The sequence below is a fragment of the Janthinobacterium sp. 1_2014MBL_MicDiv genome, assembly GCF_001865675.1.
Taxonomy (GTDB): domain Bacteria; phylum Pseudomonadota; class Gammaproteobacteria; order Burkholderiales; family Burkholderiaceae_D; genus Janthinobacterium.
In genome coordinates, this window is record NZ_CP011319.1 from 4,606,240 (window position 1) to 4,619,675 (window position 13,436).

At 61.3% G+C, this 13,436-nt stretch carries 11 protein-coding genes and 1 tRNA gene; all 12 read right to left on the reverse strand.

Features of this window, described 5'->3' with window-relative positions; genetic code table 11:
* Positions 1 to 53: 53 nt before the first annotated feature.
* Positions 54 to 842, reverse strand: a complete 789-nt coding sequence (epsE, locus tag YQ44_RS19825) for a polysaccharide export protein EpsE (RefSeq protein WP_071324846.1) — start codon at positions 840 to 842, stop codon at positions 54 to 56.
* A 46-nt stretch (positions 843 to 888) separates the two neighbouring features.
* Positions 889 to 1,836, reverse strand: coding sequence for an EpsD family peptidyl-prolyl cis-trans isomerase (locus YQ44_RS19830; protein ID WP_071326637.1), 948 nt, complete (start codon positions 1,834 to 1,836; stop codon positions 889 to 891).
* A gap of 698 nt (positions 1,837 to 2,534) precedes the next feature.
* Positions 2,535 to 3,917: an undecaprenyl-phosphate glucose phosphotransferase gene (locus YQ44_RS19835; RefSeq protein WP_071324847.1), complete on the reverse strand. Its 1,383-nt coding sequence runs from the start codon at positions 3,915 to 3,917 to the stop codon at positions 2,535 to 2,537.
* Between the two features lie 8 nt (positions 3,918 to 3,925).
* Positions 3,926 to 5,182, reverse strand: a complete 1,257-nt coding sequence (gene epsL, locus YQ44_RS19840; protein WP_071324848.1) for an XrtB/PEP-CTERM-associated polysaccharide biosynthesis outer membrane protein EpsL — start codon at positions 5,180 to 5,182, stop codon at positions 3,926 to 3,928.
* A 42-nt stretch (positions 5,183 to 5,224) separates the two neighbouring features.
* Positions 5,225 to 5,887, reverse strand: coding sequence for a CAAX prenyl protease-related protein (locus YQ44_RS19845; protein WP_071326638.1), 663 nt, complete (start codon positions 5,885 to 5,887; stop codon positions 5,225 to 5,227).
* A 176-nt stretch (positions 5,888 to 6,063) separates the two neighbouring features.
* Positions 6,064 to 7,956, reverse strand: a complete 1,893-nt coding sequence (locus YQ44_RS19850; protein WP_071324849.1) for an ATP-binding cassette domain-containing protein — start codon at positions 7,954 to 7,956, stop codon at positions 6,064 to 6,066.
* A gap of 171 nt (positions 7,957 to 8,127) precedes the next feature.
* Positions 8,128 to 8,202: transfer RNA gene (locus YQ44_RS19855), tRNA-Arg, on the reverse strand.
* 96 nt (positions 8,203 to 8,298) lie between these two features.
* The gene (locus YQ44_RS19860; RefSeq protein ID WP_156894918.1) at positions 8,299 to 9,321 is read right to left on the reverse strand and encodes a hypothetical protein; all 1,023 of its coding nucleotides are present in this window, start codon (positions 9,319 to 9,321) and stop codon (positions 8,299 to 8,301) included.
* Positions 9,322 to 9,327: 6 nt separating this feature from the next.
* Entirely contained in the window at positions 9,328 to 10,800 is a 1,473-nt protein-coding gene (locus tag YQ44_RS19865; protein WP_071324851.1) for an MBOAT family O-acyltransferase, read from the reverse strand.
* A 198-nt stretch (positions 10,801 to 10,998) separates the two neighbouring features.
* Positions 10,999 to 11,742: a PEP_CTERM-anchored TLD domain-containing protein gene (locus YQ44_RS19870; protein ID WP_071324852.1), complete on the reverse strand. Its 744-nt coding sequence runs from the start codon at positions 11,740 to 11,742 to the stop codon at positions 10,999 to 11,001.
* 122 nt (positions 11,743 to 11,864) lie between these two features.
* Positions 11,865 to 12,257 carry a RidA family protein gene (locus tag YQ44_RS19875; RefSeq protein ID WP_071324853.1) on the reverse strand — a complete coding sequence of 131 codons (393 nt, stop codon included), beginning with the start codon at positions 12,255 to 12,257 and terminating at the stop codon, positions 11,865 to 11,867.
* A 17-nt stretch (positions 12,258 to 12,274) separates the two neighbouring features.
* The gene (locus YQ44_RS19880; protein WP_071324854.1) at positions 12,275 to 13,435 is read right to left on the reverse strand and encodes an acyl-CoA dehydrogenase family protein; all 1,161 of its coding nucleotides are present in this window, start codon (positions 13,433 to 13,435) and stop codon (positions 12,275 to 12,277) included.
* Between the last annotated feature and the right edge of the window lies 1 nt (position 13,436).

A 13,436-nucleotide genomic window follows, 5' to 3' on the forward strand; every position in this document is an offset into this window, starting at 1 on the left:
TCAACACAGAATGAAAAACATCCGGCTTGCGCCGGAAAGATACGGACAGCGGCTTAGAACAGGCTTTCCTGCACGTACACCATATCGTCAACTTGCAGCAGGTCGTCATGCTTGGCGTTGATGATTTCCAGCTTGCCAGCCTCGTCGCGGCGCTTGATGCGAATGCCGCGCTCGGTGCCACGCTGCGTCAGACCGCCGCCGACGGACAAGGCCTGCAGCACCGTCATCGAACGCTCGAGGCGGAAGGCGCCCGGACGCTGGACTTCGCCATAGATATAGAAGCGCGGCGCGCGCTCGACGAAGATGACGTCGTTGCCGGCCACATCGAGGTCGCGGTTCAGGTCGGCCGAACGCACCATGTCGACGATGTCGATGACTTCGCGCGTCGTCTTGCCGTTGCGCTTGCGGATCAGGCTGACGGCATCGCCGCCATCCTGGCTGACGCCGCCGGCCATGGCCAGCATGTCCATCAGGCTGCGCTTGCCTTCAATCGGATAGCGCCCGGGACGGTTGACCTGGCCCAGCACCGACACTTGCTGGCTTTGCAGCTGCGTCACGATGATGTTGACCTGCGCTTTGCGCAGGAAGCCGCCGCTTTCCAGCAAGCCGCCCAGCTTTTTTTCCGCTGCCGAGACCGACAAGCCGCCCAGGGCCACATTGCCGACCAGGGGGAAGGTGATTTCGCCCGCCTCGCTGACGCGCGTTTCGAGCGCCAGGTCGGGATTGCCATAGACGGAAATTTTCAATACGTCGCCGGCGCCGAGCTGTACGTCGGCAGCGCCGGCAAAACCGGCACTCAGGGCCAACAGGGTGGCCATGCACCACATCAGAAGTCGTTTCATGATTCGTTTATTCCATTGATGAGTTACTTACCTAAAATGCTGCGACTTACTTCAAGCCAGCAACGCCACGATCATTTGCTTCCGAGGAACCCTGCGCCGGTGCGGCCGGAGCCGCGGCTGCCGGGGCCGGCGCGGCAGGCGCTGCGGCACTGGCCGCTGCCGCTGCGGCGGCGGGAGCGCCATCCTTGCCCAGGTATTCGATCTTGGCGGTGGCGCGCAGACGCTTCAGCTCAGCGTCGGCGGCATCCTTGTTTTTCTTGTTGAACAAAAATTGTTCGATCTGCGGCGCGGCCTGCGCCAGCGTCACGGGATTGTCGCGGATATCGGCCAGGGAGATGAGCAGCGTGCGGTCGCCCTCGCGGATGATGAACAGCTGGCCCTTCGGCATGGACAGCAATTTCGCGCTCAGCTCGGGCGCCAGGTCGGCGCTGGTGCGCGACAGCTGGGTGCGGGCAAACTTGACCTTGTGCGTCTCGAGCCAGGCCGCCACGTCGTCGAGCGTCTTGGCGCTATCCATGGCCGCCTTCAGCTGGTCGTTCATGTCGGCGCTGGCGATCACCAGTTCGCGCATGTCGAATTGCTTGCGCTCGCTGAAAAATTGCGGATTCTTGTGGAAGTACTCTTCCACTTCCTGCTTGGTGGGACGGGCGATCGTGCCGATGCGCTTTTGCATGTAGGCTTGCGCAACGATCAGCGCCTTGGCGCGTTCGATCGCCTGCACCACTTTGGGATCGCGGTCCGTCTTGTCCTTGGCCGCCTCGTTCTGCAGCAGCTGGCGGTCGATCAGCGATTCCAGCAACTGCTTGCTGGCCGCTTCCTGCTGCGGCGCCTGCACGTTGGCGCGCTGCATTTCCTCATTGAGCTGCAGGACGGTAATTTCCTCCCCATTCACACTCGCCAGCGCCTGGCCGGGCTTTTTTTCTTTGTTGCCACAAGCAGACAATCCTGCGACGGCCAGCACGACCAGGCCTGCGCACAGCAGACGGGAAGGCATGGCGGGCTTGCTCGAAGACACACGGGCGATTTGCGGTTGGTTCAAAATGACTCCTTCAGTTCAGGTAAGGAAATCCGCTGATAGTTTTGTGAACGTGATGATAACTCACTTAACAACAAAACATTGTCAAAAAAACAGATTTCGATTGAAATTATGGGTTGCGACCACATGATTGTCAATATTATAAATATGATACACAGTGTACTAGCTTGCTAGGAAACTATTTGCTTAAAAAACTATTAAAAGGTCTTAAAAACAACTGTTTCGTTAGAAACACAAGCCTTGGATGGCATGCATCTCAGTAAATGGTTTTCACAGGGCAATATTTCTCGCGCGGAAACACTCGCTGCCGTCACGCCGCACGGCAATTGGGCACAGGCCAATGCGGGAGAGCGGCGGGGATGGGGCCGGTCCTCTTGGAGCAGCATGTTGTGCAAGGCGGCCACGTGCGAGGCTGGCCGGGCGACACGCCGGCGCGCATGGCGCGCGGCTGGCCCGCCGCCAGGCAGCATGCCGCCGTCCACACCATGTCGCCGTGCTTGCCTCATAATCGTCTGATGGCTCGTCACATCACTGTTCAGCCAGCTCCGGGAGCCGGACATTTGAAACCTTGCATGATTGCGTCATTTTAACGCTTATTAATTCCCTGCAAAAAATATTCAAGTCCAGCCGTGCGCGTGCCGGCAACGGGCCCGCGCTCAATGCGCGTTGTCGCGCTTCAGCACCACCTTGACGGTGCGCAAAATGATCCACAAGTCGAGCCACAGCGACCAGTTGCGCAGGTAATCGAGGTCGAAATGGATGCGCGCCTCCATCTTGTCGAGTGTTTCCGTCTCCCCGCGCAAGCCATTCACCTGCGCCCAGCCGGTAATGCCCGGCTTGACCTTGTGGCGCAGCATGTAGCCCTTGATCAGCTTGCGGTACTGCTCGTTGTGCGCCACGGCATGCGGACGCGGCCCGACTATGCTCATGCGTCCCTGCAGCACATTAATGAACTGCGGCAACTCATCGAGCGAACTGCGGCGCAAGAAGCCGCCCACGCGCGTCACGCGCTGGTCGTTCTTGGTGGCCTGCACCACCTTGTCGCCATCCTCGCTGACCGTCATCGAGCGGAATTTATAGACGATGATCTCTTCGCCATACAGGCCGTAGCGGCGCTGGCGGAAGATCACCGGCCCCTTCGACGTCGACTTGACGGCGATGGCGATGACCAGCATGACGGGCAGCAGCATGATCTGGATCAGCAAGCCCAGCACGATGTCGCTGCCCCGCTTGACCATGCTGTTAAAGCCCGTGAACGGCGATTCGCGGATGGCGATCACGGGCATGCCGCCCACATTGTCGAAGCGCGCCTGCATCAGGTCGAAGATATAGATATCGGGCAGGAAGTACACGGAAGCCGTCGTATCCTGCAACTCATCGAGCATCTTGCGGATGCGCGGCTGGGCCGAAATGGGCTGGCTGATGAATATCATCTTGATATTGTGTTCGCGCACATAGGCGGCGATATCGGCCATTTTTCCCAGCATCGGTTCGCGCATCGTCTCGGGCCAGCGGTCATCGGTGCGGTCGTCGAAAAAGCCGCGCACGCTCATGAACAGGTTCGGATTGCGCTCCACGGTGGCGGCAAATTTCAGGCTGGCATCATTGGCGCCGATGATGACGACGGAACGCACCTCGCTGTCGCGCCCCGGATCGGCCACCATGCGGCGCGCGGCCAGATGACTGAGCAGCAGTATGAACGGGGTCAGCACGAACCAGGCCAGCACCAGCTCGCGGTCGTAATGGAACGCCAGCCCCGTCGCCGAACCGAGGAAGACGAGGATCAGGGCCGTGATGCCCCAGCTGACGAAAACATCGCGCGCATACGCCAGCATGCGGCCGCTGCGCCAGGTGCGGTAGGGGTCGACATACTGGAACACGGACGAAGAAATGAAAAACGCCAATATCATCAGTACCAGCGAATAGCCGGTAAAGGGCGAGCCCGACAAGGCGGACAACAGGTACAGCGTGCCCATGATGATCAAGGGATCAAGGATGCGCTGGAAAAACGAAATCAGGGGTATATCATTGACCGTCATAATACTCTTCAGAACTGGACACTGGCACTAAAGGAAACGCCTTTGGCGCGGTAGCTGCCCGTATTGATAATAGGGGCGCCTTTGCGGGTATCGCGGAAGGCGTTCAGACCCAGCTGGATATTCGGCTGCGGCGCATAGGTCAGCCCGAGCGACTCGGTACGCGTCGTATCGCTGACGTCAACAGGAAAGACCAGCCCGCTGGCGGCCGAGAAGTCGCGCTTCTCGCGCCGCACCTGGGCATCCATGCGCACCTTGGACGTGATATCCCAGGCCGCGGCCACGCTGGCGCCATTATTCAGACTGCTCGAAATCAGCGCATTTTCCACGACGCCATACTCATGCCACAGGGAGCCGGTGAAACGCACCTTGCCCAGCGGCGCCCAGTTCACCACGACACGGCCGTTGGCGCCACTCGAATCGCGCCCCGAATAGAAGGAATGGCTGCGGCGCACCCAACCGCCTAACACCTGCACCTGGGTAATGGCACTGTAGATCCAGTAAATATTCGCCTTGATCTCATCCTGGGTATAGCCATCGTCGACGCCGAACTGGCCACCGTTGACGCGGTTCGGATAGCTGCCATTAACATGTCGCAACTGCACGCCGATGCGACTATTGCTTGCTGGCAAATAATCAAGCCCCAGTTCCGTCGCCTTTTCCTCGCGATTGGACACGCGCTGCGACAGCAGGTCATACGAGTAACGTTCCCGGCTGTAAGCGCCACGCACGCGCCAGCTCGGATGAAAACGCCAGCCGCCGTCGACGTACTCGCGCTGGCGCGTCCGCAAATTGCGTTCGGTGCTCTGGAAATCGCTGAACGGCGTCAGGGTTTGCGAATACAGGGCGCCCGCATGGCCCTCGAGATGATTGCCGAGATGCCATTCAAGATCGGCCAGGAAATCCTTGCCGTTGTAGTTAAACTGGTCAAAATGCTGGAACGACACGCGCGACCACTTGGCCTGCCCCGTCAGGACCTGCCGTCCGATCGGCCGGTTGACGAGAAACCCCGCCTGTATCTGGCGCGATGTATCGGAACGGGGCCCGTTGTAGCCGGGGACATTGTCGTCGAGGCGCAACAGATTGTCGTCATACGAATACGACGTCGCCAGGAACGGGAAAATGGTATCGCTGAGCGAGGCCATGGCCGACGAACTGGCCATGCCGCCGGCCACGAGCACGCAGGCGGCGCGCAGGACAGACATGAGCGGCATGCCGGGCGACTGAGACGGCCGGCGACGGTGGCTTTTTGGCGGGGAATTCAACATGGGATATCGTCTTTTGAGAGAGCAAACAGTTGATTGGCAATATTACCAGTAAGTCCAGTATCCACCGGAAACAATCCAGAGACCCAGCACGCCATTCGTGACGCCGTGCGCCAGAATGGGCGACCACAATGACTGGCTGCGCATGTACAGCAGAGTATAGGCGGCACCGGCAACAATGCCCGCCAGCCACAGATTATGTTCAAAGCCAAACAGCACGACGCTGATGACAAAGGCCTTGGCGCTGGCCAGGCGGGGCTGGAAGGCGAGGAAGTCCGGGGCGTCGATCCAGCGCAGCAGGAAGGAGCGCCAGAACAGCTCTTCCATCACGGGCACCACCAAGGCTGCTCCGGCGATGCGCAGCACGACCAGGCTCCATTCGATCCGGCCCTCATTGCGGGGGTCGAAGCCATCGGCGCTGCCGACCGTCATCCAGCCCGCATCGAGGTTGATCCACAGCAAAAAAACAACAATGCCGGCCACCAGCGCCACGGCCAGCGCGCGCGCGCCCAATGGCACCCAGGCCAGTTCCGTGTAGCTGCGGCGCCAGTACAGCAGCATGCCCAGCACGACGCCGATCTTGACGGCGTACAGCCAGCGCAAATCCTGCGCGGCAAAGCCGAGCCGGCCCAGCATGTCGGCGATGAAGATGAAGGAAAGGTAGGCGAGGAATGGCGCTACCCGGGGCAAGGCGGCACGGTCAAACATGGTGCCGCGCTTCCGCGACAGGATCACGCGCCGGACGCGGTGGTCCGGAGCGCGTGTTTTTCATGACAAACATGCATCCCCCGATGTAAAAAATATAATTATATAATTATATCAAGCTGAACCGTTGCCGTGGCAAATAATCCTAACTTAATTACAACAGGAGAGGGGGAAAACTATCAAGCGTTGGCGCGCGCCTCGATCTGTTCCCATTTTTCCAGCGCTTCGAGCAGTTCGCTTTCGATCTCGGCCACGCGCGCGTTCAGGCGCTTGCCCTCGGCCGGCGTCTTCTTGTAGAAGTCGGGATGCGACAGCTCGGCGGCCAGCACCGATTGCTCGTCTTCCAGCTTGGCGATCAGCTTGGGCAATTCCTCGAGCTCGCGCTGCTCCTTGTAGCTGAGCTTTTTCTGCTTGGCGGCCGGTGCGGCCGCTTCGGCCTTGACGGCGGGCTTGCTGGCCGGCGCCGTGGCGACCGGCAAGGTGCGCACGCGCTCCCAGTCCGTATAGCCGCCGACGAATTCGCGCCACTTGCCTTCGCCTTCGGCGACGATGACCTGCGTTACCACGTTATCGAGGAAGGTACGGTCATGGCTGACGAGGAAGACGGTGCCGGTGTATTCTTCCAGCAACTCTTCCAGCAATTCCAGGGTATCGATATCCAAGTCATTGGTCGGCTCATCGAGCACCAGCACGTTGGCCGGCTTGGCGAACAGGCGCGCCAGCAGCAAACGGTTGCGCTCGCCACCGGACAGCGACTTGACGGGCGAACGCGCGCGTTCCGGGGCGAACAGGAAATCGTTCAGGTAAGTCATCACGTGGCGGCGCTGGCCATTGATCTCGACCCAGTCGCTGCCCGGGGCGATGGTTTCCATCAGGTTCGCCTCTTCGTTCAGCTGCGTGCGCATCTGGTCGAAATACGCCACCTGCAGCTTGGTGCCCAGGCGGATGGTGCCCGTGTCCGACTGTTCTTCGCCGAGGATCATCTTCAGCAGGGTGGTCTTGCCGGCGCCGTTGGCGCCGATCAGGCCGACCTTGTCGCCACGCAAGATGGTGGCGCTGAAATCCTTGACGATGACCTTGTCGCCATAGATCTTCGAGACGTTTTCCAGGTCCGCCACGATCTTGCCCGAGCGTTCGCCAGCCGATACGTCCAGCTTTACCTGGCCCTGCTGTTCGCGACGCGCATTGCGCGTCAGGCGCAGCGCTTCCAGGCGGCGCACGCGGCCTTCGTCGCGCACGCGGCGCGCCTTGACGCCCTTGCGTATCCATACTTCTTCCTGCGCCAGGAACTTGTCGAACTTGGCGTTTTCCACTTCCTCGATTTCCAGCTGCTCGGCCTTGCGGGTCTGGTACGCCGTGAAGTTGCCCGGATACGACAGCAAGCGACCGCGGTCGAGCTCGATGATGCGCGTGGCAACGTTGTCGAGGAAGGAGCGGTCATGGGTAATGAACAGCACGCTGCCCTTGAAGTCGCGCAGCAAGCCTTCCAGCCACAGGATGGAAGTGAAATCCAGATGGTTGGTCGGCTCATCGAGCAGCAGCACGTCCGGCGCCGAGACCAGCGCGCGCGCCAGCGCGACGCGCTTCTGCATCCCGCCCGACAGGGTTTTCATCAGCATGTCGCCCGTCAGGTTCAGACGATCGAGCACGGTTTCCACCTTGTTCGGCAAGCTCCACGCATCGGCCGCATCGAGTTTGACCTGGATGTCGTGCATGCGTTCCATCAATTCATCGTCGTTGCCCTGGCCAAACTGGCCCGTCAACGCGTCGTATTCCTTCAGCCATGCCTGCGATTCGCCCATGCCGGAAGCGACGGCGTCGAACACCGACATCTCCGGATCGAATTGCGGTTCCTGCTCCACGTAGGCGATTTTGATGCCTTGCTGCATGACCAACAAGCCGTCATCGAGCTTGAACTTGCCCGAAATAACCTTCAGCAACGAGGATTTCCCCGTGCCGTTGCGGCCGATCAGACCGACCCGCTCCGAGGTTTCCAGTGAAAATTCCGCGTAATCGAGCAGCGCGACGTGACCGAACGCAAGTTGCGCCGATGAAAGAGAAATGACAGCCATAATGAGTAAGAGTGCTCGGGCGCCGTTACCTGCACACCGCATGGTGCGCAAAACAGCCGCCGATTGGATGAATGAAGCACGCATTGTACCGATAACTCGGACTTCAATCGCCATCGACCGGTAACTACGCCTGGATGATCACAGGCTGCCGACGCGCGTTGCGTGGAAACGTGGTGTCGCCAGCAGGAATCGAACCTGCATTTAAGTCTTAGGAGGACCTTGTACTATCCATTGTACGATGGCGACACGCGCAGCGGCATTATACAGGGTGGCGCGCGCCATGGACATAGCGCGCGCCGGTGCGCGATGGAAAATCCGCCTGGCGCGGTGCAGCGCTCCGCGCTATGGCTGCCGGGCCGGCAACAGCACGGGCAAGACATGCTGCGCGGCCAGGCCATGCGCCACCTTGTTCCAGTGCCCATCCATCGGCAGGAAATCGAGCCGCTCGGCGCGCTGGCGCCAATGTTCCTCGAACACGGGCTGCATGTCGACCACGATGTGGCCATGTTGCCGGGCCTGCGCCATGAACACCTGGCGGTCGTCGCCATGCCACGACGGCTTGCCCTTTTTCGGCTCGTACAAGGTGTTGCGCTCGCCATCGACGACAAAGACCACTTGCCTGTCGGCGGCGCCCGGCACCGCCTTGAGCTGCGCAAAATAGTAGGCCAGCATCTGGTCGCGCGCCGCCGGCGCGGCATCGCCGCCCCCTGGTGCGGGAGCTTCGCGCCGCAGCGACGAGATCCAGTCCGGCAGCTTCAGGTTGTAATAGGTATAGCGCACGAGGGCCGAGTGCGCGAGCCAGCGCTTGAGCTTTGATTCGGCATAGTCGACGTGGACCGTCCGCACGCCATCGGGACCGGCCACGAACTGGCTGTGGCTGCGCGGCGCGGGCAACAGCAGGTTGTTCAGATTGCCCGAATCGATCAGCACGACCACGTTGCGCGGATGCAGGCGCGGCGCGTAGTGGCGCAGCATCTCGAGCGTATCGGCCAGGCCGTTGCCCGAGCTGGCGGCCGACACCACGGCGCCGCCCAGCATGCGATCCAGTTCCCCCTGCAGGGTGTCCGGGTAGTCGAGCATCAGGCTTTCGACGAAGCTGTCGCCCAGCACCAGCACGGCGGCATCGGCCTTGAACTCGGCGGAATTGGCAAACCCCTGCCCGTTGGTGACGCCGCGGCGCGCATTCGACAATGCCCAGCCATGGGAATACACATACTCCTGCCGGGGCAGGTAGCGGCTGAGCGGCATGCTGGCGCTGCTTTGCTCGAGGCGCAGGCCGGACGACACCGGCAGGCACTGCAACACGGCCTCGAGCACCAGCGCCATCAGCAGCACACCGATTCCTATCGTAATGGATGAACGCATGATGATTTAAAAGTTAAAGTACAGAAATTCGGATACGCCGCGGGTCTCGCTGATCGACAGCAGGAACAGGCACAGCAACAACAAGGCGCCCAGCAACAGGTTGCCGCGCCGGCCTTCCAGGCGGCTTTCCTGCTCCAGGCGCAAGCCACGGCCCAGCAGCTCATAGGCATTCGGCAAAAAGAACGCGATCGCGGCGCAGGCGCCCAGCCACCCCAGGCAGCTGCCGAGCTCCATGATGCGGTTCATGCCCAGCACGGTCTCGCGCATGGCCGGCGTCAGGGTGCCGCCCCACATCGCATGCAGCACGTCCAGCGCCACGCCCACGGACGTGGCGCGGAAGAAGACCCAGGCCACGACCACGGCCAGGAAGGTGGCGCACGCGCCGCCCAGGCGCAGCGCCCAGTTGCTGCGCCCGCCCAGCACATGGCGCAAGGCATGGTTAATGATCAGATAAATACCATGCAACATTCCCCACAGCAAGAACGTCCAGTTGGCGCCATGCCACAGTCCGCCCAGCAGCATCGTCAGCAGCAGATTGCGGTAGCGCAGGAATGCGCTCTTGCGATTGCCGCCCAGCGGAATGTACAGGTAGTCGCGCAGGAAATTGGACAGCGTGATATGCCAGCGGCGCCAGAAATCGATGATGGACGCCGCCTTGTACGGCGAGTTGAAATTGATGGGCAAGACGATGCCGAACATATACGACAGGCCATAGGCCATGTCGGAATACGCCGAAAAGTCGAAATACAGCTGGAAGGTATAGGCCAGCGCGCCGGCCCAGGCTTCGAGCATGCTCAGGTGCTGATGGTGCAGGTCGAAGACCGGCCCCACGAAGCGGGCCACACCATCGGCCAGGACGACCTTCTTGAACAGGCCGATGGTAAAGAAACTCAGGCCCACCACCAGCCGTCCGCGGTGCGGGACATGCCGGGCCGGCTCCGAGAACTGCGGCATCATCTCCTTGTGATGCAGGATGGGGCCGGCAATCAGGTGCGGAAAATACGTAACGAACAAGCCGTAGCTTTCAGGCTGATAATCCTTGACCTTGCCGGCGTGGCAATCGACGAGATAGGCGATTTGCGTGAAGGTGAAGAAGGAAATGCCGATGGGCAAGGTAATCCCGATGGGCTCGATGGGCGCTCCCGTGAGCGCGGCGATATTACTCAGCAGGAAGTCAAAATACTTGAAAAACACGAGCAGGGACAGATTGAAGACGAGGCCGCCAATCAGCCACAGCTTGGCCTGGCGCAGCCTGCCCTGGCCATGGTGCAGCGAAATGCTGCGCCCGACGGCAAAGTTGGTGCAGATGGACAGGGCCAGCAAAGGCAGGAAGGCGATATCCCAGTAACAATAGAATGCCACCGAGGCCAGCAATAGAAAAATGATGGACAGGCGCAACGAATAGCGTGACAGGACAAAGTAGCCCAGCAGCGCCAGCGGCAGGAAAACGAGGAAAAATGAAAAGGTATTAAATAACACTACAAGATCCCAAGCGTGGGTGGTTGTTCATACGACAGCATCCAGCCCAGGAGACTAGCGATGAGCTGATGACCATCAAACATTTTTCCGGCGATGCAGGTGCGGCGCGATGGACGCCATGCCGGACGCGGCAGGCGACATGGCGCGCCGCTCCAGCGGCACGCGCAAGCGTACCCGATATCAGCGCGACTGCCGCATTCAGGTGCGGGCGCGCAAGCTTGTCCGCTGCTGGCGCACATGCATGCCAGCCAGCAAGATCAACCCCGCCAGCAGCACGCCATAGGTGGCCGGTTCCGGCACCGCGCTGATGGTAAACACCTGGATCGCGCCATACGTGATGTTCGGGTTCGTGAAACTGGAACCATCGATCAGGCTGATGCCGCTCGCCGGTTGCCCATGGTAATTATAGGTGTACAGGGAGGAATAGCCGCCATGCGTCAAGTCCTGCGGCACATACAGGTCATGGCCGACGCCAAAGGTGGGGCCATAGTCGTGCTTGTTGTACGTCTGGCCGCTGCCGATGCCATCGCCGCTGAAATACTGCTTCAGTTGCGGCAGCATGAAGCCCGCCGTCAGGTTGAACAGGAAACCCGTGCGCTGGCTGTCCTCCATGGTCACATGCATGCCATCGGTGGAACTCCAGCTTTGCGGATTGTAGCCACCGACGAGCCAGGTTTGCCCCGAGGCATTCGTCGCTTCCATGATGGAAAAGGTCCGCCCCTTGCCATCGGATGCCTTGTGAAAATCGAGCGAAGTGTCGCCCGTCGCCTTGCTGTAGACATTCGTCAGCGCCAGGCGGCCCTCGCCGAGCCAGGTTTCCAGCTGCGCCTGATAGCCGGGAGAGAGTAGTGACGTACCGGATCCGGCCTGGGCACCCAGGCAAACACCCATGCCGGCCACGGCCAGCACCACGCTTCTTGCTGCTCTGAAATTATTGTGCATCCTCTACCTCGACTGTCAGTATTTAAAACCGGCGTATTTTCCGGTTGCCAAATATAACACGATAGATAATGTTTTTATATTTATTATTTAGATGCTAGTACGCAATATTTCATAGCAGAAATTCAGCCCGGCACCACCGCCGTCACTTCGATCTCGACGCGCGCCCTGTCCTCGATCAGGCCGGCCACCTGCACCGCCGTCATGGCGGGGAAATGCTTGCCGATGAGCTCACGGTAGGCGATGCCGATCTGTGGATATGCCGCCACATATTCCTGCTTGTCCAGCACATACCAGTTCATGCGCACGATATGTTCCGGCAAGGCGCCCGCCTCGGCCAGCACGGCGACGACGTTCTGCAGCGCCTGGCGCACCTGGCCCGCGAAGTCATCCGTATGGAACTGGCCCTGCGCATCCCAGCCTATCATGCCGCTCACGTACACGCTGCGTCCGCTGGCCGCCACGCCATTCGCATAGCCGCGCGGTCTTGCCCATCCGGGCGGTTGTAACACTTGCATAGGATTTTCCTCGTTGTTCATGCGTGGCCCGCCTCGCGCAGCAACTCGCGCGCGATGATCAGCTGCTGTACCTCGCTGGCCCCTTCGTAGATGCGCAGCGCGCGGATTTCCCGGTACAGGCGTTCGACCGGGTGCTCGCTGACCACGCCCAGGCCGCCAAACAGCTGCACGGCTGCGTCGATCACCTGCTGCGCCGTCTCGGTGGCCGTCAGCTTGGCCATGGCCGCCTCTTTCGTCACCTTGCGGCCCTGGTCGCGCTGCCAGGCGGCGCGGTAGGTCAGCAGGGCAGCCGCGTCGATGCCGGTCGCCATCTGCGCCAGCTTGGCCTGCGTCAGCTGGAAATCGGCCAGGGTCTGGCCAAACATCTGGCGCGCCGTGGCATGGCGCAGCGCTTCGTCGAAGGCGCGCCGCGCAAAGCCCAGCGCGGCGGCGGCGACCGAGGTGCGAAACACGTCGAGCGTGGCCATCGCCACCTTGAAGCCCTGCCCCGCCTCGCCCAGGCGCTGCGACACGGGCACGCGGCAATTGGCAAAGCGCAGGCGCGCCAGCGGGTGCGGCGCGATGACGGCGATGCGCTCGGCGATCTCGAGTCCGGGATTGTCGGCGTCGACGATGAAGGCGCTGATGCCGCGCGCCCCCGGCGCCTCGCCCGTGCGCGCGAAGACCACGTAAAAGTTGGCGATGCCGCCATTCGAGATCCACGTCTTTTCGCCATCGAGCACGTAATCGTCGCCGTCGCGCCGCGCCGCGCACGCCATGGCCGCCACGTCGGAACCGGCCTGCGGCTCGGACAGGGCAAACGCGGCGATGCGCTTGCCGCTGGCCACGTCCGGCAGGTAGCGCGCCTTGTTTTCCGCGCTGCCGAACAGGCCGATGGCGCCCGAACCCAGGCCCTGCATGGCAAAGGCGAAATCGGCCAGGCCATTGTGGCGCGCCAGGGTTTCGCGGATCAGGCAAATGGCGCGCGTGTCGATCTGGCCATCGGCGCCCGTGGCATGCGCGAGCCAGCCGCCCTGCCCCAGTTGCGCCACCAGCGCGCGGCAAGCCGCATCGACATCGCCGCCATGCGCATCGTCCAGGTGCCGCGTCGCCCAGGCATCGAGCTGGCGCTCAAGCTCCGCATGGCGCGCCTCGAAGAATGGCCAGTCCAGGTAAGTGGTGTCGCGTGTCTTTTCCATG